At 69.8% G+C, this 24,771-nt stretch carries 27 protein-coding genes and 2 pseudogenes; 16 read left to right on the top strand and 13 right to left on the bottom strand.

What is annotated here, in order from left to right:
* Window positions 1–85: 85 nt before the first annotated feature.
* The 3 genes from AC067A_RS34750 to AC067A_RS34740 form a co-directional block, all read right to left on the bottom strand.
* Window positions 86–1,348: a family 16 glycosylhydrolase gene (locus AC067A_RS34750; RefSeq protein ID WP_479247227.1), complete on the bottom strand. Its 1,263-nt coding sequence runs from the start codon at window positions 1,346–1,348 to the stop codon at window positions 86–88.
* A 562-nt stretch (window positions 1,349–1,910) separates the two neighbouring features.
* A complete protein-coding gene (locus AC067A_RS34745; protein ID WP_479247225.1) occupies window positions 1,911–2,150 on the bottom strand; it encodes a hypothetical protein in 240 nt (79 codons plus the stop codon).
* A 53-nt stretch (window positions 2,151–2,203) separates the two neighbouring features.
* Window positions 2,204–3,355, bottom strand: a complete 1,152-nt coding sequence (locus AC067A_RS34740) for a S1 family peptidase (RefSeq protein WP_479247224.1) — start codon at window positions 3,353–3,355, stop codon at window positions 2,204–2,206.
* 557 nt (window positions 3,356–3,912) lie between these two features.
* Here AC067A_RS34740 and AC067A_RS34735 point away from each other — a divergent pair.
* On the top strand, window positions 3,913–4,779 hold the full coding sequence (locus AC067A_RS34735) for a hypothetical protein (protein WP_479247222.1): 867 nt from the start codon (window positions 3,913–3,915) through the stop codon (window positions 4,777–4,779).
* 396 nt (window positions 4,780–5,175) lie between these two features.
* On the opposite strand, the gene AC067A_RS34730 is transcribed toward AC067A_RS34735, so the two are convergent.
* Complete coding sequence (locus AC067A_RS34730) at window positions 5,176–5,679, bottom strand: DinB family protein (RefSeq protein ID WP_479247220.1); 504 nt, start codon at window positions 5,677–5,679, stop codon at window positions 5,176–5,178.
* 495 nt (window positions 5,680–6,174) lie between these two features.
* Entirely contained in the window at window positions 6,175–6,744 is a 570-nt protein-coding gene (locus AC067A_RS34725) for a hypothetical protein (RefSeq protein ID WP_479247219.1), read from the bottom strand.
* 262 nt (window positions 6,745–7,006) lie between these two features.
* On the opposite strand from AC067A_RS34725, the gene AC067A_RS34720 reads away from it, so the two are divergent.
* From AC067A_RS34720 to AC067A_RS34690, 7 genes are all read left to right on the top strand, one after another.
* Window positions 7,007–7,438: a hypothetical protein gene (locus tag AC067A_RS34720; protein ID WP_479247217.1), complete on the top strand. Its 432-nt coding sequence runs from the start codon at window positions 7,007–7,009 to the stop codon at window positions 7,436–7,438.
* A gap of 55 nt (window positions 7,439–7,493) precedes the next feature.
* Complete coding sequence (locus AC067A_RS34715) at window positions 7,494–7,784, top strand: hypothetical protein (RefSeq protein ID WP_479247216.1); 291 nt, start codon at window positions 7,494–7,496, stop codon at window positions 7,782–7,784.
* Complete coding sequence (locus AC067A_RS34710) at window positions 7,777–8,112, top strand: hypothetical protein (protein WP_479247214.1); 336 nt, start codon at window positions 7,777–7,779, stop codon at window positions 8,110–8,112. Before AC067A_RS34715 ends, AC067A_RS34710 begins: the two co-directional genes overlap by 8 nt.
* Complete coding sequence (locus AC067A_RS34705; RefSeq protein ID WP_479247212.1) at window positions 8,109–8,555, top strand: MerR family transcriptional regulator; 447 nt, start codon at window positions 8,109–8,111, stop codon at window positions 8,553–8,555. The genes AC067A_RS34710 and AC067A_RS34705 overlap by 4 nt, the downstream gene beginning before the upstream one ends.
* Window positions 8,556–8,592: 37 nt before the next feature.
* Window positions 8,593–8,850 (top strand): hypothetical protein, encoded by a 258-nt coding sequence (locus AC067A_RS34700; protein ID WP_479247210.1) that lies wholly within the window; start codon window positions 8,593–8,595, stop codon window positions 8,848–8,850.
* A gap of 154 nt (window positions 8,851–9,004) precedes the next feature.
* A complete protein-coding gene (locus AC067A_RS34695) occupies window positions 9,005–9,136 on the top strand; it encodes a hypothetical protein (protein WP_479247208.1) in 132 nt (43 codons plus the stop codon).
* A 63-nt stretch (window positions 9,137–9,199) separates the two neighbouring features.
* Window positions 9,200–9,535: a YnfA family protein gene (locus AC067A_RS34690; protein WP_479247206.1), complete on the top strand. Its 336-nt coding sequence runs from the start codon at window positions 9,200–9,202 to the stop codon at window positions 9,533–9,535.
* Window position 9,536: 1 nt separating this feature from the next.
* Here AC067A_RS34690 and AC067A_RS34685 read toward each other — a convergent pair whose 3' ends face one another.
* Window positions 9,537–9,869, bottom strand: a complete 333-nt coding sequence (locus tag AC067A_RS34685) for a Tn3 family transposase (protein WP_479247205.1) — start codon at window positions 9,867–9,869, stop codon at window positions 9,537–9,539.
* A gap of 32 nt (window positions 9,870–9,901) precedes the next feature.
* A complete protein-coding gene (locus AC067A_RS34680; RefSeq protein WP_479247204.1) occupies window positions 9,902–10,462 on the bottom strand; it encodes a TetR/AcrR family transcriptional regulator in 561 nt (186 codons plus the stop codon).
* Window positions 10,463–10,577: 115 nt separating this feature from the next.
* On the opposite strand from AC067A_RS34680, the gene AC067A_RS34675 reads away from it, so the two are divergent.
* The 3 genes from AC067A_RS34675 to AC067A_RS34665 all read left to right on the top strand — a co-directional run bounded on the left by AC067A_RS34675 (window position 10,578) and on the right by AC067A_RS34665 (window position 13,373).
* Window positions 10,578–11,264 (top strand): SDR family oxidoreductase, encoded by a 687-nt coding sequence (locus tag AC067A_RS34675; RefSeq protein WP_479247203.1) that lies wholly within the window; start codon window positions 10,578–10,580, stop codon window positions 11,262–11,264.
* Window positions 11,265–11,390: 126 nt separating this feature from the next.
* Window positions 11,391–12,395 carry an NADP-dependent oxidoreductase gene (locus AC067A_RS34670; protein ID WP_479247201.1) on the top strand — a complete coding sequence of 335 codons (1,005 nt, stop codon included), beginning with the start codon at window positions 11,391–11,393 and terminating at the stop codon, window positions 12,393–12,395.
* A 93-nt stretch (window positions 12,396–12,488) separates the two neighbouring features.
* Window positions 12,489–13,373 carry an alpha/beta fold hydrolase gene (locus AC067A_RS34665; RefSeq protein WP_479247199.1) on the top strand — a complete coding sequence of 295 codons (885 nt, stop codon included), beginning with the start codon at window positions 12,489–12,491 and terminating at the stop codon, window positions 13,371–13,373.
* Between the two features lie 324 nt (window positions 13,374–13,697).
* Here AC067A_RS34665 and AC067A_RS34660 read toward each other — a convergent pair whose 3' ends face one another.
* On the bottom strand, window positions 13,698–13,919 hold the full coding sequence (locus AC067A_RS34660) for a hypothetical protein (protein WP_479247197.1): 222 nt from the start codon (window positions 13,917–13,919) through the stop codon (window positions 13,698–13,700).
* Window positions 13,920–14,511: 592 nt separating this feature from the next.
* Between AC067A_RS34660 and AC067A_RS34655 the strand changes: the two genes are divergently transcribed.
* On the top strand, window positions 14,512–15,021 hold the full coding sequence (locus AC067A_RS34655) for a GNAT family N-acetyltransferase (protein WP_479247196.1): 510 nt from the start codon (window positions 14,512–14,514) through the stop codon (window positions 15,019–15,021).
* 319 nt (window positions 15,022–15,340) lie between these two features.
* Here AC067A_RS34655 and AC067A_RS34650 read toward each other — a convergent pair whose 3' ends face one another.
* Window positions 15,341–16,330: an ornithine cyclodeaminase family protein gene (locus AC067A_RS34650; RefSeq protein WP_479247195.1), complete on the bottom strand. Its 990-nt coding sequence runs from the start codon at window positions 16,328–16,330 to the stop codon at window positions 15,341–15,343.
* A gap of 844 nt (window positions 16,331–17,174) precedes the next feature.
* The gene (locus AC067A_RS34645; protein ID WP_479247193.1) at window positions 17,175–17,921 is read right to left on the bottom strand and encodes an NAD(P)H oxidoreductase; all 747 of its coding nucleotides are present in this window, start codon (window positions 17,919–17,921) and stop codon (window positions 17,175–17,177) included.
* Window positions 17,922–17,965: 44 nt separating this feature from the next.
* Here AC067A_RS34645 and AC067A_RS34640 point away from each other — a divergent pair, with 44 nt between their 5' ends.
* Window positions 17,966–18,895 (top strand): AraC family transcriptional regulator, encoded by a 930-nt coding sequence (locus AC067A_RS34640; RefSeq protein ID WP_479247191.1) that lies wholly within the window; start codon window positions 17,966–17,968, stop codon window positions 18,893–18,895.
* A 158-nt stretch (window positions 18,896–19,053) separates the two neighbouring features.
* Window positions 19,054–19,550: pseudogene (locus AC067A_RS34635) on the top strand (transposase family protein); the annotation flags it as partial.
* Window positions 19,551–19,769: 219 nt separating this feature from the next.
* Here the strand turns inward: AC067A_RS34635 and AC067A_RS34630 are convergent.
* On the bottom strand, window positions 19,770–20,816 hold the full coding sequence (locus tag AC067A_RS34630; protein ID WP_479247189.1) for a peptidoglycan-binding domain-containing protein: 1,047 nt from the start codon (window positions 20,814–20,816) through the stop codon (window positions 19,770–19,772).
* A 439-nt stretch (window positions 20,817–21,255) separates the two neighbouring features.
* On the opposite strand from AC067A_RS34630, the pseudogene AC067A_RS34625 reads away from it, so the two are divergent.
* Window positions 21,256–21,402: pseudogene (locus AC067A_RS34625) on the top strand (IS630 family transposase); the annotation flags it as partial.
* A 342-nt stretch (window positions 21,403–21,744) separates the two neighbouring features.
* Here AC067A_RS34625 and AC067A_RS34620 read toward each other — a convergent pair.
* The gene (locus tag AC067A_RS34620) at window positions 21,745–22,500 is read right to left on the bottom strand and encodes a hypothetical protein (RefSeq protein WP_479247187.1); all 756 of its coding nucleotides are present in this window, start codon (window positions 22,498–22,500) and stop codon (window positions 21,745–21,747) included.
* A 415-nt stretch (window positions 22,501–22,915) separates the two neighbouring features.
* Here AC067A_RS34620 and AC067A_RS34615 point away from each other — a divergent pair, with 415 nt between their 5' ends.
* Window positions 22,916–23,263, top strand: a complete 348-nt coding sequence (locus AC067A_RS34615) for a DUF4158 domain-containing protein (RefSeq protein WP_479247248.1) — start codon at window positions 22,916–22,918, stop codon at window positions 23,261–23,263.
* A gap of 24 nt (window positions 23,264–23,287) precedes the next feature.
* Here AC067A_RS34615 and AC067A_RS34610 read toward each other — a convergent pair whose 3' ends face one another.
* Window positions 23,288–24,715 carry a hypothetical protein gene (locus tag AC067A_RS34610; RefSeq protein WP_479247185.1) on the bottom strand — a complete coding sequence of 476 codons (1,428 nt, stop codon included), beginning with the start codon at window positions 24,713–24,715 and terminating at the stop codon, window positions 23,288–23,290.
* Between the last annotated feature and the right edge of the window lie 56 nt (window positions 24,716–24,771).

The following is a 24,771-nucleotide window of genomic DNA, read 5'->3' as shown; positions in this document are numbered from 1 at the left end:
ATCGGATGCGGGTGTTCAGGAGGGGGGGAGAGGCGGGGAGGGGGAGAGGTTCGGAGGGGAGGGCTCGTGCGGTGGCGTGGGGCGGTCAGCCGACCGTCCACTTCTGGTTGGCGGCGCCGGTGCAGGTCCAGGTCTGGAGCCGGGTCCCGTCGGCCGAGGAGTTGCCCTTGGCGTCCAGGCACTTGTTCGCGCCGATGTTGGTGAAGTCGTGGGCAGCGGTGTACGTCCACTTCTGGGCGTTGGTGCCGTTGCAGGTGTAGAGCTGGACGACCGCGCCGTCCGCGGTGGAACCACCGGCCACGTCCAGGCACTTGCCGAGTGCGCGGACGGTGCCGTCGCCGCCGATGGTCCACTGCTGGGCCGCGCTGCCCGTGCAGTTGTGAAGCTGGATGGGGGTGCTGTCGGCACTGGAGGCGCCGGCGACGTCGACGCACATGCCGCCGATGCCGCGGATCGGGCGTGCGGCGGGGGCGCTGCCGGACGAGGAGGCACGGACGTAGTCGACGGTCATCGTCTGCGGGAAGGCCGTGGAGCCGTCCGGGCTGCCGGGCCAGTCGCCGCCGACCGCGAGGTTCAGGATGATGAAGAACGGGTGGTCGAAGACCCACTTGTTGCCGCCGGTGTCGGCCGGGGTGAGGGTCTTGTACGCGGTGCCGTCCACCGACCAGACGATGGAGTTCGGACTCCAGTCGACGGCGAACACGTGGAAGTCGTCCGCGAAGGCGCGCCCGCCGGGCAGGCTGTACGCGGAGCCGAGGCCGCCCGCTCCCGAGTAGCCGGGGCCGTGCACCGTGCCGTGCACGGTGTTGGGCTCGCGACCGATGTTCTCCATGATGTCGATCTCGCCGCTGTTGGGCCAGCCCACGGTGCCGAGGTCGTTGCCGAGCATCCAGAACGCCGGCCAGATGCCCTGCCCGCGCGGGATCTTGATACGGGCCTCGAAGCGGCCGTACGCCTGGGTGAAGGTCCGGGCGGTGTTCAGCCGGGCCGAGGTGTACTGACACTGCCCGTACCAGCAGCCGAGCCCGGCGTCGGTGTTCTTCCTCGCCGTGATGACCAGGTGGCCCTGACCGTCGAGCGCCGCGTTCGAGGTGCTGTTCGTGTAGTACTGCAGCTCGTGGTTGCCGAAGCCCGAACCACCGGTCTCCAGGGTCCACTTGGCGGCATCGGGGGCACGGCCCGCCGCGCCGTCGAACTCGTCGGACCAGGTCTGCGCGGTAACCGCGGCACCGGCCCGTGGGGCGACCGAGCCGCTGAAGGAGATGAGGACCGCCGCGACGAGAGCGGCGGTGATTACGAGCACCACGCCGCCGAAGGACCAGCGTCGTGCGCGATGAGCAGCAGCCATGAATGTGCTCCCTTGTCTGGGGGATGGGGAACGAGGGCGACAGGGCAGGTCGAACCGTGTGACTCTCACCTGAGAGCGCTCTCAGTCGTGACGTGAGGTCACCTGAGGGCAGTGAGTATTACGGAGGGGTAACTGTCATGGCAACGTCGGAGACCACTCCTTACGCGCCTTTGAACTGCGGTTTTCTCCGGTGGCCGGTGACTTAACGCTCCCTTAAGGCTGGCTTGAGGGAGCGCGGGAGACGGAAATGGGGCCTCTCGGGCGGTCGGGCGGTCGGTCCTACGGTCCCGGCCCGACATGGCCGACCCTCCTTCTGCCGGAGCGTCACCCCGGCATCGGCGGTGACCAATGACGCGGCCCGACTGGCTGTTCCCGAACGGATAGTGGGAGTTCCTCCCCACCCACCCGCCCGTCGACGGCGCCGACAACGTCGACCGCAACGGCACGCCCCCGCTCGGCCAGAGCCTGCCCGAGCGCATCCTCGTCCCGTACCCGGTGGAGTCAGCGCTGCCCGGGATCATGCGCTACGACAACCGAGAGCTGACGCTCTACCGCCGCACCTTCACCGTGGCGCAGAACTGATCCGGCCGCCGGGTCGAAGCTGCACTTCGGCGCCGTCGACCACGAATTCACCGTCTGGGCCAACGGCACCCGTGTCCCCGGCCACCGCGGTGGCTACGACCGCTTCGAGGTCGACATCACTCCGCAGCTGCGCGCCGAAGCCGACGAACTGGTCGTGCGCACAGCTGGTGACGGCGTCGACGGCGTCGACGACGGCGCCCGAGGCGTCGGGGAGCCGCACCGCGGGTCCTTCCGAGCGCTCGCGCCCGGAAGGCCCCGTTCGGTGTCGCGGGCTCAGGCGGTGTGCAGCCGCAGGCCGTACCGGCCGAGGATCTCGTTGATCGGCTGGAACCACGTCTCGCCGCCGGAGGAGCAGTTGCCCCAGCCGCCGGAGGTGACGCCCTGGGCCTGGTCACCGCTGAGGAACGAGCCGCCGGAGTCGCCGCCCTCGGCGCAGACGCTGGTCTTGGTCATCTGGTACACGGCGCCCTGGCTGTAGTTGACCGTCTCGTTCTTGGCCAGGACCGTGCCGCAGCGCCAGTGCGTGGTCGAGCCGGAGCGGCAGATCGAGGAGCCCACCGGCGCCTCGGCCGAGCCGCGGACGAGCTGGTCGGGGATGGTGCCCCAGCCGAGGACCACGGGCACGGTCCACCAGCCGCTGTGGATCGAGACGTACGCGTAGTCGTCGCCCGGGAACGACGAACCCTGGAAAGTGCCCATCGCGGAGCCGTCCCAGCCGCGCACCGCCGCGCCGGCCCGACCGCAGTGCCCGGCCGTCACGAAGCCCCCGTACACGGAGAAGCCGATCGAGCAGCGGACGTTGCCCGTGTAGTACGGGTCGCCGCCGACCGTGCCGGCCGCGTACGTACGGGGGGCCTGCGCCGTCTCGGCGACGGTGACGGGGCCGCCGGCCCGGGCCCGGTCCACGAAGGACCGCACGGCGGGGGTCTGCCGCTCGGAGCGCACGACGTCGACCACGACGCTGTTGGTCCTCGGGTCCACGTGCCAGCCGGTCACTCCGGCAGGTGCGCGCAGCGCGTCCAGGCGGGCCTTGGCGCGGTCCAGCGCGGCCGCGCTGTGCCGGACGAGCCGCGTGTCGGCGCCCAGCGCGCGGACCTCCGCCTCCTGGGCGCGGTCGGTCACGGCGACGACCAGCCGGCCGCTCGCCGGATCGAACCACGAACCGCCGTAAGCGGCGCCGGCGCTCCGACGGGCGGCCTTCTCCACCGCGACGGCGGCCTTCTCGGCGCTCAGCCGTTCCTCGGCCTCGGCGGCGGTGAGTCCGAGGTCCCGGCTCATGGCGTCGAGCAGCCCGGCCGAGGCGTACGGCGCAGCCGAGGGCTCCGGAAGCGGGGCCGCGCCCGCCGTGCCGGCCTGGGCGGCGCCCAGACCGACCGTCAGAAGCAGGGCGGCTATGGCGGCGCGCAGGGGGGTGGTGCGTTTCACGGTACCTCCTGATGGGTGGGGGGTTTTGAGAGCGCTCTCAGTGAGGCGTCGCCGTCACGCTAATCGATTGTGCTTGTCAGGTCCATACCAAGTTTCGGTCGTCGTGACGGCTGGCCCACCCCTACCGACGGGTGCCGGCGAAGTCCCGGACTGCGGTCCCGTGCCCGCGGTTCGGTGGTCTTGGGGCCGCGCGGTCATCCCGCGCGGCGCCGTGGACATCGCCCTACGGATTCTCGGCTGCGTGCGGCGCGGCCACCTCCTCGGCAAGAAGCGTCTCGTCGAAAGCGTGCGCCCCGTCTGCGGAGTCCTTCTGGAAGGACCTTTCCCGCCGCCCCACTTGGCGCGGCCGAAGGTGAACGGACCGGCGCTCACGCCACCCGGTCCCCGAACCGCCATGGCTCCAGGGCTTCTCCTCACGACATCCATCTCCGCGCAGTCGGGAACCACGGCGAGGGCGCACAAGTCTGGTACTGGCAGAGGGGGCAGACCGTACAACAGTGCGGTCGAGGACCCCCGAGGACGGCTGGGAGACCGCACCGAGAGCTGGGGGGCGACAGGTGGACTGGTGGCTGACCGACAGCGAAGGGATCGTGGCGCTCTGGCTGCTGATCTTCGCGGTGTGCAACGGACTGCGCGGTGCCTACTGCCGGCTCCGCGACAAGGGGGAGCGGCGGGTGGTGGAGAACCTGCTCGCCTCCCGACTCCATCCGGTAAGGGCTTCGTTCCACCTCGGGGGAATGGCCGAAGCAGCCGAGACCGCGGTCTGCATGCTCGTCGACGACGGCGTCGTGAAGGTGTCCTCCACCGGAGAGTTACGCCCCACCCACCGCGGGAGGAAACAAGCGGACCAAGCCCTGCGCGCCCTGGCGGAAGCGATCCGCGCCACGCCGAAGGGCACGACCACCAAACTGCACGAGATCCCGGCCGAGGCCCGCTTCACCTCCTTCCGAGAACGCGTCGAACGCGACGCGCCCGCAGTCCACCCGACCGTCTCGGGCAAGAGCCAGTCCCTCATGCTCGCGACCTCGATGCTGACCACGTTCGCCATGGGCATCCACGCCGGAGGGGCCATGGCGCCGACCCCGTTCGTCCCCGAAGCCCACCGCATGTCCTGGCTCTACGTCTGCATGGCCGCCTGGGTGGCGCAGTGGGCAGCGGCATGCCTGTGGCCGTCCGAAAAGCGCCGCCGCTGGAAGGCCCTCGACGCCTTCTGCAAGGACGTGACCGAGATCGCCCGCGCGGCCCTTCCCGACTCCACACGACAGGCGATCGCCCGCACCAAGGAACGCCCCAAACCGCCACCCCCACCTTCGCAACCCGCCCGCCACCACACACCCAGCGACAGCGGCACATCCTGCGGCGCCGGCATCGACACCGACTCCGGCAGCACCTGCGGCGGTTGTGGGGGCTGCGGAGGAGAGTGACTCGGCTGGGCTGGGAAACCCCGTACCGCGCGAAGCCCGTCTCACCACAGCGGCGCCGTCACCCCACATACGGACGGCCCGTTTCACCAGCCGTCTGGGGCCCTCCGACAGGCCAGAACACGCAGCGCCCGGGGCGTCCCGGAGCCCGGCTCGCCGGTGCAGACCTCCACCGCCCTCGGCGTCGCCGGGAACCTGGAGAAACTCCTGGGAAAAGTGCAGCCCGCCGACGACGGGACGGTAGCGCTTCGCCCCACAGGTGCGACGCAGGGCACGCCTGGCGGTTCACCATGGCGCATGGCGTCTGCTGTCGGATGCCGTACCCCGACCGTAGGGAGCGGTGGGGGAGAGGGCTTGCGGGGGAGCGGTGTACGGACCGTGCGGGTGACCGGACAAGTCCTAGCCGGTCGTGCCGTCGAGCATCTCGCGCAGGATGTCCAGGTGGCCGTTGTGGCGGGCCGTCTCCTCGGTGAGGTGGAGGAGGATCCAGCGCAGGTCGACGTGGAGACCGTTGCGGACGGGGCGCTTCGCCTGGCTGTCCAGGGCGTTGCCGGCGACCAGTTCGCGGTAGCGGGCGCTTTGTTCGGCGTACTCGTCGAGCAACTGCGTGAGCGGGAAGTCGACGGCGATCCGCATCTCGCGATCGGGGTCCTCCTCCGTCATGGGGGCCCGGTCTTCCTCGCCGAGGAAGACGACCTGGAACCAGTAGTACTCGACCCAGCGCAGGTGGTTGATCACTCCGCTCATGGTCATCAGCGGTGAGCCCGGCAGGAGCGCCCTGCGGGCGTTCTCCGCCGAGACGCCGGCGCACTTGGCGCGGGCGGTGTCACGTGCGTAGTCGAGGAAAGTGGTGAGCTGGGTGCGCTCGTCCCATGCGGGAGGCGTGTCATCGATGGTGGTCATCGCGCGAAGCGTCCCCGATCACCGCGCCCGCTGTCGAGGTGTTTATCGACGGACCCCACCTGCTCCACCCAGCGCCTTCTCCAGCGGCGCTACATCGATTCAGCGCCGACGGCCGCCCGGCATGATCCGCCGGACAGGCCTAGGCATGCCCTGTGGCGTGGAGGGAAGCGCGGTCGCCGTGGCGGCCTGCTCGACGGCGCCCAGTTGACGCTCGAGTCAGGCCCGGGCCATGCGCGCAGGCGATCTACCAAACGTGTGATCCGGACTCAAACAGGAGCTGGTCCCGCCAGGTTCGGCCGCACACACCAGTGGGCCGCGATCTCCCGTGACTGCTCCCGTCGCTGACACCATCCCCAGGCCAGGCCAGGCCAGGCCAGGCCAGGCCAGGCCAGGCCAGGCCAGGGAAGGGAAGGGAAGGGAAGGGAAGGGAAGGGAAGGCCAGGCCTGGGCCAGTCGCGGTCCGCACGGTCCGCCTGCTCGCGGAGCCCCAGGGCGTCAGTCAAAGCAGCCGGTTTTCGCCCCGTCCGTCTCGGAGCCGACCTCTATCTCGAATCCGGAGCCCGAATCGAACTCCGGCCCGGCGTCGTAGTCGTACTCAAACTTCAGGTCGCCGACCGTGATGAACTGCACGGTCAGCAGGAGGGCCTCTCCGTCCCCGCCTTTGGTGAAGCACAGTCCCGCCGTGGCTTCGGGGGCGTTCGGGTCCGAGGGGTTGTGCTGTAGGTGCCAGCCGTTCTCCTTGGCGGCGGTGCGGTAGAAGTCCACGACTTTCTGCCGGGAGCCGGGGAAGGCGTAGACGCGCGCGGCGTACAGCCAGGCGTCGCCGGTGTCGTCGATGCAGCGCGAGTCAACCGAGTCGAGCCCCTTCGGGGCGGTCGCCCCTTCGGGGGTGGAGCTCAGGATCGACTGAGAGCGCAGGCCCTTAAGCCGCGCTGCTGTGTCGTCACATGTGTTGAACGGGGACAACACGGAGCAGCCGGTCAGGCCGGCGGCCATCAGGGCGGCGGCCAGGAGCAGTGCGCCAGACACGGCGAGCGGCCGGACGGGGCACGTCGGCAGCGGCATGGGGTCTCCCGAAGTTTACGGAAAGGTCGGAGGCTAGGGGCGGAAGTGAACCAGAAGGAGCTCGGGGACCGGACGGCGAGAGGGCCCCAAGGAGAGAACCGGCCGATGGTCGCACGCGGGTGCCGGAGCACGCCCTCAGCAAGGCCTGCCCCGGCACCCGTCGGCCAGGTCAGCGAGTCAGTGGATGTAAGAGTTCCATGATCGCTGTGGGACCACTTCTAGGACGTGCGTCGGAAGCGGACCCTGCACATAGGGTGTCGGCATGTCGCTGAGCCACATAACTCTCTCTTCCGGTCGCTCGATCGAGCTCACCGAGCTGCGGTTGTCTACGACCTACGCAGGGATGCTGGAGGGCTATCCGGGCCAGCGCATCAACGACATGAAGGTCAGCGGCCTCCTCCGGCAGGCCGAGCATGCGTTCTCCTTCGCGCCGGTTCATCTCGTTCCGCCCTCCCGCGAGTACCCGGACCGGACCGCCGGCGCCTTCGGCCCCGTTGAGGTGCTGCCCTCCGTGGCTTGCATCGGTGTTTTCGGCTCCACGGCGGTCGATCCTGAACTCGACGCAGTGCTGCATCGCTCCGCACTCATCGTGGCCTGGTTCCAGGCCACCCCGGATGTCCCGTCGGACGAGAATGCCGATCTTGCTCTTCGCGGCATTCGCTGGGACGAGCTGGCCCAGGACCACGAGCTTTAGGGACACGTGCTGATCACAGCCACTCGTTAATGGCCGCGACGAGGACGGCCGCCTCGTGGCAGGCGGCGAGCTTTTCGTATCGCGCGGCGACGGCGCGGTGCCGTTTGAGGCGGTTGATCCCGCACTCGACCTCATGACGCTCGCGGTGGTCGACCGGGTCGAAGTGCGGCGGTCGGCCACCGTGGGAGCCGGGCTTCTAACGATTGCGAGCCTGATCGGCCTTGTCCGGGAGGATGCGGCGGATCTCCCGGCGGCCGGGGTTGCAACCGGTACCCAGGTACAGGTTTACCGTCGGAAGTGTCCTCACCACCGGGGACGTGACGACGGGAGTGAGCGCGATGAGTGATCTTGCGTGGGTGCCGCAGTCCTGCACCCTGCCCACCGAGGAGCGGCCCCTGCGGGTCGCCGAGTGGGATGCGCTGTTCGCCGGGCGGCTGTCCTCGCTGTCCCGGCCGCAGCCGCTCCATCTGCGCCTTGACCTGGTCGGCGGTGAGGGCGTGGAGGACCGGGTGCGTGACCTGGTGGAGCGCGAGAGCGGGTGCTGCTCGTTCTTCACCTTCACCACCACACCCGTCCAGGACCTGATCCGGCTGGAGATCTCGGTGGACCAGGCGCACGAGGCGGTACTGGGCGCCCTCGCCGCTCGGACCGCTGCCGCCGGGGAGCAGGGGTGAGCACGGGCCTGCGTAGCGGCCAGGTCGCCGAGGCGGCCGGGGTGAACATCCAGACCCTGCGCTACTACGAGCGGCGCGGCCTGCTGGCAGAGCCGGAGCGCAGCAATGGCGGCCACCGCCTGTACGGCGAGGACGCGGTGACCGCCCTGCGGGTGATCAAGGCGGCCCAGCGGCTCGGGTTCACGCTGGAGGAGGTCGCCGAACTGCTGGAGGCCGGCCGTCACCGCCACGGCCGCCCCGTCGCCGGGCTTCAGGAGCGGGCTGCGGCCAAGCTCGTCGAGGTCGACGCGAAGATCGCCGATCTCACCACCATCCGCACCGTCCTGGCCGCTGCCGTCGAGGCCGGCTGCGACGACCTGACCGCCTGCGCCTCCAGCTCGTGCTGCCCCATTCCCTTCACCGACCTCGCCGAGGAGAACCGCCATGCCGGGCCCTGCTGCTGATCCCCGCCCCCAGCTCGCCCCGAAGGCGCTCGGGGGCTTGGCTGCGCTGGCTTGCGTGGCGTGCTGCGCGCTGCCCGTCCTGATCACGGCGGGCGTCGTCGGCGCCGGCGCCGGGGCGGTGGTGGGCTGGCTGCCCGCCCTCGCCGTCCTCCTCGCCCTGCTCGCCGCCGGCACCTGGTGGCTCGGCCGGCGCCGCCGTTCCTGCTCCTGCGCGCCGAAGACCGCTGGTGAGGGCGGCTGCGGCTGCAAGACGTCCGCCGCCCCGCTGACCATCGACGGACCCAAGGTCCGGTAGAGCCGACGCAGCGAGCGCGGCGGCTCGTTCCCCTTCTCGGCCTGTCCGAGGACGGAGTGCCCTGGCGCTTCTGTCCGTCCTCGTCCCCTTCCGGATCGGAGCGATCCCGGTGCTTGTGGCCGCACATGTTCGGAGAAGATCCTTCCGCCCGGTCATGGCCCGGCGTCCGGCGGTGATCATCGCGGGAGCGGTTGCCGCCGCCCTGGGTGCCAACCTCGCCCTGTGGTTGATCGCTCTGGGCTTCGACGGGTCTTTCCGGTACGTCGAGGCGGAGAGGACGGCCTGACCGGACCTGCCCAGCCGGCCCGCTGAAGATCAGCGGCACGGGCCGCCGGTAGGGTCAGCCGGTATGACCGTCGCTCGTTCCGTGGCCCTGTTCGTCGTCGCCGCCCTCTTCGAGATCGGTGGCGCCTGGTTGGTGTGGCAGGGCATCCGCGAGCACAAGGGCTGGATCTGGATCGGCGCCGGCGTCATCGCCCTCGGCCTCTACGGCGTCGTGGCGACCTGGCAGCACGACGACAACTTCGGCCGCATCCTCGCCGCGTACGGCGGGATCTTCGTGGCCGGGTCGATCGCCTGGGGCATGGTCGCCGACGGCTACCGCCCCGACCGCTACGACGTCATCGGCGCCCTGGTCTGCCTCGCCGGGATGGCCGTGATCATGTACGCGCCCCGCAGCCACTGACCTACTCCTCGTCCACCGCGTCCGCGTGGCGCAGGGGCCGCAGGCCACCGGACAGGTCCGGGAGCGAGAAGGAGTAGCGGCCGAGCATGTTGATGTGGGGCCGTACGAACGACGGGATGCGGGCCATGTCCGCATCCCGTACGTCGAACCCGTCGGCGCGCAGCTGTGTGACGGCGGCGCCCATGGAGCGGGTGTCGAACAGCAGCAGGGCGTTGAGGACAAGGCCGGGGGCGCCGGTCTGGTCTTCCATGCCGTCCTGGTAGCGCTGCCCGGCCCGGCCGTGGAAGGTCTTCCGGGCGAGCGCGTGGCGGTCCTCCTGGAGGTTGGCCCGCACCTTGATCTGGCTACGGCAGCCGGGCTCTCCGGTCAGTTGGTGGCCGTCAGTGCCTCGCGTGCGGTGGTGAGGATCTCCTCGGAGAGCGGGGAGCCTTTGGTGGCCCGGGACAGGACGAGTGCGCCGAGCATGGTGCACAGCCGGGTGAGGCCGTCCTGGTCCTCGGTGGTGAGCCACTCGGCGAAGTCGCTCACTCCCTGGGTGTAGACGCGGCGGGCCTCGCTTTCTCCGCCGTCGCGGGCCATGTCGGTGGCGAGTGCGGCGACGGGGCACCCCTCTGCCGCGCCGTCACGGTGCTCGGCGGAGAGGTAGGTGTCGATCAGCGCCCGCTGGGCGGCGTCGCGCTGCCCGCCGTACTGATCGAGGCCGTCCTTGTGGTGCTGGGCGAGTTCGCCGAAGGCGCGGGCGGTGGCTTCGTCGATGAGTGCCTCCTTGGAGGCGAACTGCTTGTAGAAGCCGCCGTGGGTCATACCGGCCGCCTTCATGAGGTCGGCGACGCTGACGTGGGTCCCCTGTTCCCGGAACATGCGGGAGGCGGTTTCGACGACCCGCCTGCGGTTCTCCTCGGCCTGCGCCTGCGATACGCGGCCCATCGGCCACCTCCCGATTGGATGTCGACTGGCATCTATCTTAGACCAGTGCTTAGATTGTAGTCGTAATCTAATTGGTGCGGGTCGCTTGACGGTGGCCGTGGTGCTGGGAGTGGGCATGGAACTGAAGGACGCGGTAGCAGTGGTCACGGGCGCCAACCGGGGGCTCGGGCGGCACCTGGCCGCCCAGCTCGTGCAGCGCGGGGCCAAGGTGTACGCGGCGGCCCGTCGCCCCGAAGGGGTGGACCTTCCCGGTGTCATCCCGCTGCGGCTCGACGTGACGGACGCGGAGTCGATCCGGGCGGCGGCTCGCACCGCATCCGACGCGACGCTGCTGGTCAACAATGCGGGCATCTCCACCGGAACGCCCCTGATGGCGGGCAGCCCGGACGCGGTGCGCCTGGAGATGGAGGTGAACTTCTTCGGCCCGCTCGCCGTGACGCGGGCTTTCGCCCCGGTCATCGAGTCCAACGGCGGCGGCGCCGTGCTCAACGTGCTGTCGGTCCTGTCCTGGCTGCACCCGGCCGACCTCGGCGCCTACGCCGCGGCGAAGGCCGCGGCATGGGCGCTGACCGGCGCGACCCGGGAGGAACTGGCGCCCCGCGGCATCACCGTCACCGCGCTGCACGTCGGATACATGGACACCGACATGGCCGCCGGCGTTCCCGCCGGCCAGAAGGCCGACCCCGCCGAGGTCGCCGCCCAGGCCCTGTCCGGCATCGAGCGGGGACTGCCCGAGATCCTCGCCGACGAGACCACCCGGCACGTGAAGCGGAGCCTGGCCGCATCGCCGAACGCGGCGTGAGGCGCGCCCGCCGCATCGGTGGGGGACGTCATGAACCAGCAGTGAACACCGGAAAGTATCTCGTACCGGGGCAGCCCGAAGCGAGCAGAGATCCCGTCCCTGTGCGGACGAGACAGGAAGACGGCGATGAAGACCTACTTGATCGAGAAGTACGGCGACCAGTCCGCGGTGCGCGCCGCCGAGAGGCCCGATCCGGAGCCGGGCGCCGACGACGTGCTGGTCAAGATCCATGCGGCGAGCGTCAACCCGCTGGACTTCAAGATCCGTGACGGCGACTTCAGGATGATCCTCCCGTACCGCCTCCCCCTCGTGCTGGGCAACGACCTCGCCGGAGTGGTGGTCCAGGTCGGCTCGGCCGTCACCCGCTTCGCGGTGGGCGACGAGGTCTACGCCCGGCCCGACAAGGACCGTATCGGCACCTTCGCCGAACTCATTGCCGTCCACCAGAACGACCTGGCCCACAAGCCGGCCACCCTCACCATGGCGGAGGCCGCCTCCCTTCCCCTGGTAGCCCTCACCTCATGGCAGGCGCTGGTCGAGAGGGCACAGGTCCAGCCGGGCCAGAAAGTCCTGATCCACGCGGGCTCCGGCGGAGTGGGCACCATCGCCCTCCAACTGGCCGGGCACTTGGGCGCCCACGTGGCCACCACCGCGAGCGCGGCCAACGCCGCCCTGGTCAAGGAACTCGGCGCAGACGTCGTCATCGACTACCGCACCCAGGACTTCGAGGAGCTCCTGGACGGCTACGACGTCGTCCTGGACACCCTCGGCGGCAAGACCCTGGAGAAGTCGCTGCGGGTCCTCAAGCCAGGCGGGAAGGTCATCAGCATCGCCGGGCCGCCCGACGCGGACTTTGCCCGAGAGCTCGGCGCGAACCCGGTCCTGCGGCAGGCGATGAACGCGCTGAGCTTCAAGACCCGACGCCACGCCAAGCGTCAGGGTGTCACCTACTCCTTCCTGTTCATGAAGGCCGACGGCGACCGGCTGCGCGAACTCACCCGGCTCATCGACGCCGGAGCGATCCGCCCCGTCGTCGACCGCGTCTTCCCCTTCGAACAGACCCGCGAAGCCATGGAGTACGCCGAGAAGGGCCGCGCCAAGGCCGGCAAGGTCGTCATCGCGATGGCGTGAGGGCCGGCACTCGCCACATCACCGACAGGCCCCGGGCAGCGAGAGGATCCCGCCTCCCACCACCCACGCCTTCCACACCCCCAGGAACCGATCATGAACGCACCGAACAGTCCCACCACGCCCGCCCCGTCGTCGTACAAGGACGTACCGACCCGTTCGGTGTCCGTGCGCGGCGTCGACTTCGCCTACCGGCAACTCGGCCCGGAAGGAGGTGGCGTACCGCTGATCCTCCTCCACCACCTGACCGCGGTCCTGGACAACTGGGACCCCCGCGTCATCGACGGACTCGCCACCCGGCGCCGGGTGATCGCCTTCGACAACCGCGGAGTCGGCGCGTCGGGCGGCTCCACCCCCGACACCATCGAAGCGATGGCCGGCGACGCGGTGCTGTTCATCCGGGCCCTGGGCTTCGAACACGTCGACCTGCTCGGCCTGTCGATGGGCGGCTTCATCGCCCAGGTCATCGCGGCCGAGGAACCGCAGCTGGTACGCAGAGTCATCCTCGCGGGCACCGGCCCCGCCGGAGGCCCCGGCATCGACAAGGTCACCACCCTCACCCTCCAGGACATCCTGAAGGGCTTCCTGACCCGCAGGGACCCCAAGCAGTTCCTCTTCTTCACCGACACCGAACACGGCCGACGCGAAGCACGCGCCTTCCTGGAAAGGCTGAAAGAGCGCACGCACCACCGCGACAAAGCCATCTCGCTGAGGTCTTTCCGCGCCCAGCTCAAGGCCATCCACCGATGGGGCCTGCAGACACCCGCCGACCTGACCCGCATCCACCAGCCGGTCCTGGTGGCCAACGGCGAGAGCGACCGGATGGTGCCGAGCGAGAACACCCTCGACCTCGCCGCACGGCTGCCCCGAAGCGAACTCGTCCCCCTCTACCCGGACGCCGGCCACGGAGGCATCTTCCAGTTCCACGAAGCGTTCGTGTCCAGGGCCCTCGCATTCCTCGAAGCACGGCCCGACGCCTGACCGCTGATGCCACATCCCCCGCCGTCCCGTCCCGGGCGCGGCCGGGACGAGGAAGGATCGGGCGAGCCCGCCCTCGATCAGACGCCTCCCTGCCCGCCGGCAGTCCGCTGCCAACGGAGGAAGCGCCGTATTCGGGTGGTACGCCACGCCACGGAACCCCGTCCGGCGGCGCTGGTCCGACTTCGATGACAAGCCGGTCCATCTCCGTTGTCACAGGACAGTCGTCGGCCTTCGCGTCAGACGGCGAGCCTGCGAGCTCTGTGAGCCTCACACCCTGTTTTCCCAGGTAGACGGAGGTGGGTTGTGGGGGCATGAGGCGAGGTTTCACACCGCGCTGTCCACGGCAGCGTGCACCGCGGCTGATCGGCCGAACTGCACGTTGCTGCGGCCGAGCCGCCACCGGCCGGGCTCGACCCGGTGGAACGCGGGGAAACGGCGCAGGAGCCGGCCGAGCCCGTCCCTCCGCCGCCACCACAGCTCCTCGGCGGCACGGAAGTCGAACGCCCCGCCTTCCCTCTTGCGGTCGGCCTTGCGGTCGGCCGGCACGCTAGGACCAGGGCGTCGTTGCCGAACCGGCGCGGCCGCCGCTCACGATGCCGCAGGCCCGGGAGGTGACGGCCGGGCTGCGTGAGGCGATGGAGGATATCCGGCGCTCCGTGGCGGTGCTGGCCGCACGGGTCCATGAGGCGCACGCTGCCCGCCTCTGGCTCCCTCCCGGGCACACCAGCTGGGAGCTTACGGCGACGCGGAGTTCGGCATCAGCCGCGCCCAGGCGTACCGGCTCCTGGACGTCGCCCGCTCCCTCACCGCGATACACGGCGCCGTCGCCGCCAGCACCGAGACGTCCCGCACGCGAGACACCGGCCCGGCCCTCGCGGCCGCGCTCGACTACGGCTTGTCCCAGCGCGCCCCACGCCGGCCTTGAACGTTGGATGACCAGCGACGACGGCCGCCACTGCCGGGAGACAGGACACTTCGTGCGCTGGGCCCTTTCCAGAAGATCGCCCGCGAATTTCAACTTCCCGGCCGTCAGACGGACGGGCTTCTCGCGGTCGATGGACGACGAAAGCCCCCTGGGACACCGCCCGCCGCCTGCCGCACGACGACACTCTTCGAGCCTGAAGACCGCTGTGCAGGGATGCTGCTACGTGATGTCGAGTACGGCGACGTCGATGCCTACGTCCGGATGCGGTGCGACCCGGTCATGATGGCCGAGCTGGGCGGACCGGTGCCTCGCGAGGGGATGGAGGCGAAGGTCCGGCGTGATGTGCAACGGGTGGCAGCGGACACCGACTGGACAAAGATGATCGTGCCCGAGGGGGCAGGGCTGGGCGTGGTCGCGGGAACCGTGGCCTTGTGGTCCCACGACGCAGACGGCGGGCGTATCTGCGAGATCGGCTGGATGGTCTTGCCGGAGTACCAGGGACGGGGGCTCGGCAAGCAGGGCGTCCGCATGCTGCTTGAGCTGGCCCGCGAGGACGGCCGGTGGGGGCTGATACACGCATTCCCCGCAGCGGCCAACGCCCCGTCCAACGGTATCTGTCGCGCTCTCGGCTTCCGGTTTTTGGGCAGCCAAGACGTGCCCTTCGCCGGTCGAGTCCTGCAAACCCACCACTGGGCCATCGACCCTCGCACCGACCTGACCTGAAACAGGTCCGCAGCACCCGGGGGACCCACGAGGAGCCCCGAGGACGGAAGGCATTCAGAGAGCTTCCATACCCGATTCCACCATCAGCCATCACCCCGCCGAGGCGATCGAGGCGCATTGCCCTTTCGTCGCCCCTCGCAGGGCCACCCGCCCCAGCGATGCACGGCGGGGCCCTCCGGCTCCGGGTCCGGCGTCGGCTCTCAGGCGAGGGGGACGCTGCCCGTGATCGCGCATGCCCGGGGGCGAACGCGCGCTGCTGCCCGGGGCGGTTTCACTGGGGCGCCATGGGGTGGCGGTCGTCCTTGGCCGAGTATCAGCATCAGTGCAGCGTGACGTCTTCGCCGATGGACTGTTCGCGGGCGGCGGTGACGGCCAGGGCTGCGGCGACGGCGTCTTGTACTGCCACGCCAACCGACTTGTAGAGGGTGATCTGGTCGGGCGAAGTGCGTCCAGGTCGCCTGCCTGCGACGATTTCACCCAGCTCGGCGTGCACGTGTTCGGCCGTGATGACGCCGTTGCGGATGGGGATCAGCAGATCGTTGGCGCCCGCGGGGAAGGCCGCCAGCGCTGCCTGCCGTGATTCGACGCACACCAGCGCCTCGGCAACCGTGGCGTCGTCGATCTCGCGGCCGGCGGGATTGAAACCCACCGAGGTGACGTGCACGCCGGGCGTCAGCCAGGCGCGGCGGACGACGGGTTCCAGCGCGTGGGTGGCCGCCGAGGCGAGGTCCGCGCCGTCCAGCGCCTCGGCATAGGTGGACGCCGCTCGGACGTCGGTCTTCAGCTCGGACGACAGCTCGTCGGCCAGTGCCACCGCCTTCGCCGGATCCCGGCCCGCCACCCGAATATGACGGATCGGGCGGACCCTGCACATCGCAAGGGCGTGAGAGCGGGCCTGCACGCCCGTGCCCAGGATCGCCAGTACCGCCGCGTCCTCACGGGCCAGCAGCCGCGCGGACAGCGCCGAACAAGCCGCGGTCCGCATCGCCGTGATGGCCGTACCGTCCAGCAACGCCGTCGGCTCGCCGCTGTCCGGATCGAACATGACGATCAGCGCCTGGTGGGTCGGCAGCAGTGTCCCGGCGTTGCGCGGAAAGAGCGAGACCAACTTGGTGACCAGCGCCCCGGCCGACGGCGCATAGCCCGGCATGGCCGCGAGGAAACCCTCCCGATCGGGCACCAACGCGGCGACGCGGTTGGGCACAGAGGCCCGGCCCGCGCTGAGGTCCGCCATCGCCGGGCCCAACTCGTCGATCAGTCGGCCCACGTCAAGCAGGGCTTCGATCTGTGAGCGCCCAAGAACAAGCATCCGCCTCAGTTTCCCGCCGTCTCGTGAAAACCCGCCAAGGCGAGAGTGTCGCTGCGCCCCCCTGGCTCCGGCCACGACGCGCCGCTCTCCCGAGCACGTTCCCCCGTACACACCTGAGCACATTCATCCACCTGTACGTCCCTCCAGGCCTCCCCGTCCCTCCACCCGCAAGGGGGAGGAGGAGGGACGGGGCGCGCAGTATTGCGTCTCAGGGGTGGGTGGTACAGGTAGCGGGTGTCGGTCTGGTGGTCCCACTTCCAGTCCCGGCGGATGCCGTCGTACACGAACGGCGCGGCGGCCCCCGGGTCGCGCCGTGCGCGCTCCGCGCCCAGCCCCCGACCGCGCTGCAGCAGCCCTTCCAGCGTGTCGTGGCGGGCGCAGGACAGGGCGCGGGACGTCTCGTCGTGACAGCTCATCACGCCACACCCTGCCGATCTGGGGGCGCGGTCGCCACGCGTTGTCCGCCCGAGCCGCACGACGCGGTCATCTCAGCGGTTCGGCCGCGACAAGTGGTGCAAGTGGTCATCGACAAGAGTCGCCCGGCGCAGCGACCCGAACAAGGGACGGCAGGGCGGGATCCTGTCGGCGTGGCAGCCTCGTGCTGTCGAAACCCGGGTTCTGGCACGACTTCCGTGAAGTCGAGCAGATCCCCGGGGTTCAAGGTCGGCGAGTCCGCAGAACTGGCCGGCAGGTCGACGGCTTGCTCCGACGCGAGGGACGGGCCGGCCGACGCGGCGCTCGACCAGCAGACGGCGGAATTGTGCCCTGGCGTCCGCTGGTACGAGCCGGGCAACCAGGCCCCGCACGTACTGCCGCAGTGTCAGCTCCCGGGATCGGGAGGCCGTCAGGCCGCGACGAGTTCGTCCGCGAGGAACTCCTCCACGAACTTCCCGGCGCGACGGTCGAAATCGGTGTACTGCGCCTCCCGCTCGGCGCCGGCGGCGGCTTCGCCGATCAGCAGATTGCCCGTGGTGTCGATGCGCTGCGGTCGCTCCTCCGCGTCCAGGAGGAGGCCTACGGTGGAGTGCGAGAAGCCGCAGTAGTAGGCGATGCCGTCGCTCAGGTTGGCCTCGAGGACGGACTGCATCGACTGTGCGATGGGGTCGTCGGCGGTGGCGCCGGCCAGGGCCAGCCACAGCATGCGCTTGCCCGCCAGACGGGGCTTGCTGCGGCCGTAGGCGAACCCGTAGTTCCATACGCGGTCGATCCATCCCTTGAGGACGGCGGGCACGCTCTGCCAGTACACCGGGAAGACGGCGACGACGACATCGGCGTCGAGGATCCGTCGCATGTGGGCGTGCGTCTCTTCCGAGTACGGCTTCTCCCGGTTGCCCCAGTCCGGCTGGTCCTCCACGTTCATCCGCGGGTCGAACCCCTCGGCGTGCAGGTCGAGCAGATCGATGCGGTATCCGGCGGCCTCGAGCCGGGCAGCCGCTCGGCGGGCGGTGTGGGCGGTGAGGGAATCGCTGCGGTGGTGCGCGACGACCACGAGGGCTGTCCTGGTGTCACTGGGGTGCTGCGGCACGGTGTCTCCCGAGGGCTCGATCTGTGCGGTGAGTCCAGTACAACCGCAGCGCCGTAGATGATCCATGGGAGAAACTCTCCAGGACATAGGAGATCGTCTACGATTACGCTGTGGATCCTCTGAGTTCACTGCTGAGCGGCATCCGGGCCGAGGGCTCGGTCGTCAGCCATGCCGTCCTGACGGCGCCCTGGAGCATCACCTTCGCCGATGCCGCTCCGCTCACCATGGTCAGCGTGCTGCGCGGGGGTGGCACGCTGTTGCTGTCCGACGGCACCGAGCGCGCGATCGGTGCGGGCGACACGGCCATCGTCCGGGGCCCCGCACGGTTCCGCCTCGCGGACGAGCCGGCCACCGTCCACCGCCCCCACATCGCGTACGAGATCAACTGCTTCACCGCGGACGCCGCGTGCACCGGCCAGGAGCTCGACGGCATCCACTGGGGCACCGGCCCGGAGGGAGCGACCGCGCTGATCGTGGGCGCCTACCGCGCCTCGGGGCACCGCCACGAACGGCTCCTGCGCGCCCTGCCGCCCGTCCTGGTCGTCACCGAGGACGCCGAGGTCTGCGCCTGGCTGGAGAACTCTGCCGCCGACGCCGCCCGGCTCTCCGCCGGTTCGCAGGCGCTGATGGACCGGCTCCTCGACTGGGCCCTGGTCTGCACGCTGCGCACCTGGTTCGACCGGGCGGGCGCCGACGCCCCCGGCTGGTACCGCGGCCTCGCCGACCCGGTCCTCGCCCCCGCCCTGCACGCCTTCCACGGACAGCCCGCCCGGAGCTGGACGGTCGCGTCACTGGCCGCTCAAGCCGGCGTCTCCCGGGCCCTGTTCGCCCGGCGCTTCACCGAGCTGATGGGCCGTCCGCCCCTCACCTACCTCACCGAGTGCCGCATGGACGACGCCGAGGCACTCCTGGCCGACACCGACTTCAGCATCGCCCAGATCGCCAAGACCGTCGGCTACGCCGACGCCTTCGGCTTCAGCACCGCCTTCAAACGCCACAAGGGCCTCAGCCCCAGCGCCTTCCGCACCACGGCAGCGTGAGCCACGGCCCGCGGCCGCAAAGACACGCGCCCCACGCTCCGGACCGCAGCACGACACCAAGACGCCGTGACGGATCTCGGGCGCCGACGAGTCGGTGCCTCCGCCCGGACGCCTGTCCGGACACCGGCCTGGCCCGCCTGTCCTACGGTCAGGCCCGCCCGCTGCTGGCGCTCGAGCCGGCTCCGCGGCTGCTGGCGGACACCGAACGGTTGTGGATCGTGGACGGCACCCTGATCCCGGTCCGCGACCGGAAGACCGGTGCCTCGTCCCGCAACTACCGGTTCTCGGTAAACGTGCAGGTCACCATCGGCGCAGACACCCGCCCCGCCTGGTCATCGCGGCGGCCCGGCCGGCCCCTGGCCACAAGGCCGACGCGCACGTCTGGCGCGACTCGTCCCTGCCCGCCCTGGCGGCGGGCACGACGGTCATCGCGGACGGCGCCCACCTCGGCACCGGCCTGATCGTCCCGCAGCAGGAAGAAAGCGACCCCCTCCTGCGCGGGCAGGAGGAGGACAACGCCGAGCACCGGCGCGCCCGTGTCGAGCACACCTTCGCCCGGATGAAGAACTGGAAGATCCTGCGCGACTGCCGGCAGCGAGGCGACGGACTTCACCATGCCGTCCAGGCCGTCGCCACCCTGCACGACCTCGCTATTGATCAGAAACTCATTGAGTTCACTCGTCGAGGACGTAACGGACATGTCGACCGTCGGAGTATCTGCTCTCCGGCGCCTCCCGCCTCTCCGTCGCCTCCCGCCTCAGCGGCGAGGAACTCCCCGAGGTCGCCGGCTGGACGTTCTTCGCCCTGGGCCTTGGAGACCGTCGTCGTCCACGAGTGAGGCGGCCCCCTCCCCGGGTCTGGGCGAGAGGCTCGCTCAGCGCGTGAGTGCGCCCCACGTCTGAGGGCCGACGATGCCGTCGACGCTGATGGCGAGGCGGGTTTGGAAATTGCGGACGTGCTGCTCCGTGACAGGGCCGAGCCTCCCGTCGACCGCGAGGGCCTGGAGGTCCGGCACGTGGGCGTTCAGGAGGCGTTGGAGCTTGCGGACCGCAGGGCCACGCGAGCCGTTGCTCAGGGTCGGCGTCCCGGACGCGTCCTCCTCCGCTCGCTCACCGCCCGTCAGCATGCCCCAGGTCTCAGGACCCACGACACCGTCGATCTCGATGTCGACACGACGCTGGTACTCGCGGACGCGTTCGTCCGTGACGGGGCCGAAGTCGCCGTCGACGTCCAGAGGTCCGAGGTCCGGCACGTGGGCGTTCAGGAGGCGCTGGAGCTTCTCCACCGCCGCTCCCTGCGAGCCCGTGCTCAGTGCGGGCGTGCCGATGCCGTCGCCCGCGGGCGTGACGCCGCCTCCGCCCGGGGCACCCGACGGCTGTACGTCCAGGTACAGCGCGTACACCCCCAGGTCCCCGTCACCGTCCGTACCGCTGCAGATGACCATGTCCGTGAACTGCAGTGTGCGCGGATCGTCGGGGCGCTGCCGTATCTGGCGCCGGCTGTTCGCATCCAGCAGCTTGTCCTTCGGGATGAAGACGGCCGCCGGGTTGAACGGGTCGTCGGCGAGGCCGAGGAGGTCGCTCGCGATGTCGACGAGGGCTACGGCCAGGAAGTCGATGAAGGGTTTGGCCAGGGCCGCGCCCGCCGGACTCGTGGCGGCGGCGACGGCCGCCGTCGCCGCGGTGGAGATGGCCTGGGCGACGGCCTGCTTCTCCTGCTCGATGTCACCGGAGTCGTGCTGCACGAGCGCGAGGGACACGCTGAGGTCCTGTGCCGGTCCGGAGTACAGCAGGCGCTGGGCGCTGAAGATCCTCAGTCCTGGAGGCCCGAACGTCAGCGTGCCGGCGTCGGGGAACTTCACCGCCGGCTGTGGCGTCATTCCGGTGATCAGTTGAACGCTGCCGAAGATGTCGTCTTCCATCTCTTGCCTGACACGGCATTCAAGCCCTGTCCACACGACCTTCACGTCAGGCATGGCTCATCGGATCCCTGAACTCGGGGCCGGACGGCGAGGCTGTCCCCCGTGGGCCGCGGCCGGCCGGCCGGGCGAAGTCCCGCACCCCGCGCCCTGCCCCGGGTCCGATGACGGAGTGGGGTGGAACGCCTCTTACTCACGACTGTAAGCCTGCGCACGCGAGGTGTCCTGCGTTGGCGGAGCTGTCCGGACGTTGGGCCGTGTCTTTCGGATCAGCCCGGGGCCGCGGGGTGTGGCACGAAGCCTCGTTGACCAAGGTCTCGAAGTCCGAGTGGCCGCAGTAGGTGGCTGCCCGGTGATCCGCGTGGACGTCGCCGCCGACCGCCGTCACAGTGTCGTCGCCTATTGATCCAAAACGCTTTGGGTTCGTGCGCGTTGACGGTGTGTGAGTGATCTGGTGGGGGATGCGAGGACCTGGTCGCCGGACGTGCAGGAGGCTGTGCGGCTACGGGTGGTGTCCGCGTTGGTGGAGGGACGGGGCAGGACTGAGGTCGCGGCTCTGTTCAAAGTGCCGGTCAGAGCCGCGGACAACTGGTGGACGAGGTGGCAGACCGGTGGCCGGGACACGCTGCTGTCGCGTGCGCGGGACCGCCGGGTGGGCGAACATCAGGTTCTGTCCGAGGTCGAGCAGGCCGCCATCCGGCAGGCCGTCCTGGATCACACCCCCCGTCTTGGCGCTTTCCGGCCAACGGTGGACACGGGCCCTACAGGCGAGCTGATCTTCAAGCTCTACCGGGTCCGCTTCACCGGGCCCGGTGTGGGCAAGTGCCTCAAACGCCGGGAACTGACGTTCCAGCGTCCGGACAAGCGGGCCGGTAGCGCGTCGGCGCTTGCCTCTGGCTGTGTCGTGTGCTCATTGGCTCGGGGCAGGCGGTCACGGTGTGGGCCAGGTGCCGAGTGCTCGGGCCAATCGGTCGCTGTGTTCGCGGGTGATGCCTTGGGCCAGGCGGATTCCGCACCGCGGGCTATGGGGCTCGTCGCAGTGCAGGATGCCGGGAAAGTGCTGCGTCGTACCGGAGAGCGGGGACGGTGAGGTCAGGACCCATTCCGCCGGTTCCCACAAGGGGTGGTCGTGGAGGAGGGCATCTGCCACCTCAGGCGCTCGGTCCTTGGCGACGCCCACCTGGATGAGCGCGTCGCCGATCAGAGTGGCCGCAGTAGTGGGCAGGTTGCGGTCTCCGAGGGCCGGAAGCAGAAGCAGAAGGCGGACGTGCGGTGCGTGGACGCCAGGAGCTTTAGGGTCGGGAGTGTCGGCGATGTGCGTGAGCTCGCGCCAGGACAGTCCAGGGCCGGCTTGGTGCCCGTCGATGGTGGCCAGGTGCCCGTGCCGGTCCCACTCGGAGTGCGAGATGAAGTACTCCGTGCCCAGGTCGTCGGCGAAGTTACGGCCCACGATGAGCGCGCTGTGACGGTCGGCGAACGGGATGCGGAAGACCGGCCAGCGCTCCTCATCGGCCAGGGCCTCGTACGCCGCGTCCGCGTCGGCCTCGTCAGCGCCGAACCACAGCGGATCGGGGTCGTTGTCCTCGGTCTGGCACATCCACAGCAGGTAGGCAGCCCAGAACCCCGGCAGGGCCAGCAGGTCCTCCGCCGCAACGAGAGGGTCGTCCTCATATCCATTGATCAGCACGCGCTCAGGGTGCCACCCGGCTCTGACAGGCTCTGCATCGACCTTCCCGGTGCGCAGTCGCAGGTCCTCTCATTTCTCGCCGACCTCCCGGACGACGAGGATCGCGAAGTTTCCCTGGATGTCGTGAACAACCGCTCTCAGTCATGGCCTGTGTAGCCATCACGGAAAGTTGTGCCGGGACCGAGAACGGTTCTGGCACAACTTCCGTGAAGTCGAGTAGATCCTCGGTGTTCAAGTTCAGCGAGCCCGCAGAACTGGCAGGTCGACGGCTTGCTCCGATGCGAGGGACGGGCCGGCCGGCGCGGCTTCACAAAAGTTGTGCCAGAACCCGTTCTCGCGAACAAAACCACGGTGATGGTCCCCGATCGGTTGGCAAGGGTGATGGTGCCGATCGCTGCTCCCCGCACGCGTGGGGATGGTCCCGAGGGGACGATCGACGACCGTGGCCCGTACCCCTGTGGACCTGGACGCCCTAGTCGAGCACTGGACACTGTTGAAGGACGAGCAGAGGCTCGTGTCCGGCAATCGTGGTGCGACACGACTGGGCTTCGCCGTGCTGCTGAAGTTCTACACGCAGTACGGCCGTTTTCCCGGTGGCGGTTGGAGTCGCCGGGTGAGGCGGTGGAGTTCATCGCCCGGCAGGTACAGGTCCCTGCCGGGCGAGCTGGAGGCGTACGAGTGGAGGGGGCGGACGGTCGAGTACCACCGTGCGCAGATCCGCGGGCGCCTGGGCTTTCGTGAGTCGCCGGCTCACCGGACCTGATGCAGGCTCCTCCTGGGATCTCGCTCAACTGGCGCAGCCGGATACGGCGTCGGCCGGGCTGCAGTTGTTCGGCCGGTTTCCCCTGACCACCGTGCGGTTCAGTGTCACCGCTCCGGGCGTGGCGTTTTCGTTGAAGATGCCGCCGCCGTCGGCGTCCGGGCCGGTGGCCCTGTTGCCGTTCACGAGGGAGTCGGTCAGGGAGGCTGTGCCCCGGGCCTGGTTGAAGAGGCCGCTGCCACGCACTTCGTTGCCGCCGTCGACATGGTTGGCGTTGATGGTGGTGCGTGTGAGTGTCACCGCTCCGTCGTTGCGCAGCCCGCCTCCGCCGGCGTCGCCGCCCTGCGCGGTGGCGGTGTTGTCGGTGAGCTGGGTGTCGGTGACCGTCACCGTGCCCGAGCTGATGTTCAGGCCGCCGCCGACGGCGGTGCTACTGGGTGCCTTGACGGTGTTCCCGGTGATGCGGGTGGCGCGGATGTTCGACGGGTTGCAGGAGGATTGGGTGCATTGGGTGTAGATGCCGCCGCCGGCGGCGAAGCCGTTCGGGCCGCTGGAGACGGTGGTGGTGTTGTTGACGACCTGGCTGTCGGTCACCGTCATGGTGCCGTCGATGTTGGCAACCGCGGCCAGGGCCACCGTGGTGGCCGTTGTGGTGTTGTCCCGGACGAGGGTGCCGCGCAGGGTCAAGGTGCCGAAGTTCGTCGCAGCGGCCCCGAAGCCGAAGAGGTCACTCGTGCCGGTGGCGGTGACGGTGTTCTCGGTCAGTCGACTGTTGCTGATGGTCAGGTTCCCTGTATTGACGAGTCCGGCGCCCAGGGCGGTGCCGCCTGCCCCTGATGTGATGGTCGCGGTGTTCCTGCTGATCTCGGTGTCGTTGACGGTCGCCGTGCCCTCGTTGTCGATGGCACCGCCTTCGACGTCCGCAACCCCCGAGGCTGTCACGTTGTTGTTGAGCAATCGGCTGCTGCTGACCGTCAGGGTGCCCAGGTTGTGGATCCCGCCGCCGCAGACATCCACGAACGTGGCGCAGTCCAGGGCCTTGCCTCCGCTGATGGTGAGCCGCTCAAGTGTCAGGGTGCCCGAGTCGTCGACGAAGAGGATCCGGAAGCTCGGGGCCGAGGAGTCGCGCGTGATCGTGGCACCATTGCCGTGGATGGTGATCTCGCTGGCGACGACCGGCAGGCCGTTGGCCGCGTTGTGGGCGGTCGTCAGGCGGTATGTACATCCTGCGGCCAGCTCGAGAGTGTCCCGGCCTGGCAAGGTGTTGGCCTGGTTGATCGCCGCAATCAGGTCGGGAACGGAGCACGGCACGGGCAGTGTCGTGGCCTGGGCGGCAGAAGCCGGGAGGACTGCCCCGGCAAAGGCCGCCAGGCCGACCCCTGCCGGCAGCCAGCTCGGCATCGACCGTCGGACACCGAAGTTCACACGCCGCGCCCGGAATCTCTGCCACGACATCAGGTCTCCTCGTTCCACATCAGGAGGCACCCTGGCGGGGACGCCGCATCGCGGTC

The sequence above is a fragment of the Streptomyces sp. NPDC043176 genome (genome assembly GCF_056436715.1).
The sequence above is the reverse complement of the archived record's forward strand: the minus strand, read 5'-3'. Positions and strand labels throughout refer to the sequence as shown.

Bases quoted from the DNA above. Each gene is read 5' to 3' on its own strand.
- AC067A_RS34730 (WP_479247220.1), bottom strand. From the start codon at position 5,679: ATGACCACCATCGATGACACGCCTCCCGCATGGGACGAGCGCACCCAG.
- AC067A_RS34680 (WP_479247204.1), bottom strand. From the start codon at position 10,462: ATGGGCCGCGTATCGCAGGCGCAGGCCGAGGAGAACCGCAGGCGGGTC.
- AC067A_RS34615 (WP_479247248.1), top strand. From the start codon at position 22,916: ATGGTCCCGAGGGGACGATCGACGACCGTGGCCCGTACCCCTGTGGAC.
- AC067A_RS34610 (WP_479247185.1), bottom strand. From the start codon at position 24,715: ATGTCGTGGCAGAGATTCCGGGCGCGGCGTGTGAACTTCGGTGTCCGA.
- AC067A_RS34690 (WP_479247206.1), top strand. From the start codon at position 9,200: ATGACCGTCGCTCGTTCCGTGGCCCTGTTCGTCGTCGCCGCCCTCTTC.
- AC067A_RS34695 (WP_479247208.1), top strand. From the start codon at position 9,005: ATGGCCCGGCGTCCGGCGGTGATCATCGCGGGAGCGGTTGCCGCCGCC.
- AC067A_RS34750 (WP_479247227.1), bottom strand. From the start codon at position 1,348: ATGGCTGCTGCTCATCGCGCACGACGCTGGTCCTTCGGCGGCGTGGTG.
- AC067A_RS34710 (WP_479247214.1), top strand. From the start codon at position 7,777: ATGAGTGATCTTGCGTGGGTGCCGCAGTCCTGCACCCTGCCCACCGAG.
- AC067A_RS34670 (WP_479247201.1), top strand. From the start codon at position 11,391: ATGAAGACCTACTTGATCGAGAAGTACGGCGACCAGTCCGCGGTGCGC.
- AC067A_RS34720 (WP_479247217.1), top strand. From the start codon at position 7,007: ATGTCGCTGAGCCACATAACTCTCTCTTCCGGTCGCTCGATCGAGCTC.
- AC067A_RS34725 (WP_479247219.1), bottom strand. From the start codon at position 6,744: ATGCCGCTGCCGACGTGCCCCGTCCGGCCGCTCGCCGTGTCTGGCGCA.
- AC067A_RS34650 (WP_479247195.1), bottom strand. From the start codon at position 16,330: ATGCTTGTTCTTGGGCGCTCACAGATCGAAGCCCTGCTTGACGTGGGC.
- AC067A_RS34645 (WP_479247193.1), bottom strand. From the start codon at position 17,921: ATGGATCATCTACGGCGCTGCGGTTGTACTGGACTCACCGCACAGATC.
- AC067A_RS34630 (WP_479247189.1), bottom strand. From the start codon at position 20,816: ATGGAAGACGACATCTTCGGCAGCGTTCAACTGATCACCGGAATGACG.
- AC067A_RS34675 (WP_479247203.1), top strand. From the start codon at position 10,578: ATGGAACTGAAGGACGCGGTAGCAGTGGTCACGGGCGCCAACCGGGGG.
- AC067A_RS34665 (WP_479247199.1), top strand. From the start codon at position 12,489: ATGAACGCACCGAACAGTCCCACCACGCCCGCCCCGTCGTCGTACAAG.
- AC067A_RS34655 (WP_479247196.1), top strand. From the start codon at position 14,512: ATGCTGCTACGTGATGTCGAGTACGGCGACGTCGATGCCTACGTCCGG.